The sequence below is a fragment of the Peribacillus sp. SIMBA_075 genome (assembly GCF_046534585.1).
Genome location: NZ_JAWRYN010000985.1, coordinates 1 through 258 on the forward strand (window position 1 = coordinate 1; position 258 = coordinate 258).

1 pseudogene is annotated in these 258 nt (G+C 36.0%); it reads left to right on the forward strand.

The features are described 5' to 3' along the window. Positions 1-258 (forward strand): annotated as a pseudogene (locus SB775_RS31225) (preprotein translocase subunit SecY); the annotation flags it as partial.

Genomic DNA, 258 nt, shown 5'->3' on the forward strand with positions numbered 1-258 from the left:
TATTACACCATATATTACAGCTTCCATCATAGTACAATTACTACAAATGGACGTTATACCTAAATTTTCGGAATGGGCAAAGCAAGGAGAAATGGGCCGTAAGAAATCAGCTCAATTCACTCGATACTTTACAATCATTCTCGCATTCATACAAGCCATTGGGATGTCTTATGGCTTTAATAATATAGCAGGTGGACAATTAATAACAGATCAAAGCTGGACTACATACTTATTTATTGCGACAGTTTTAACTGCAGG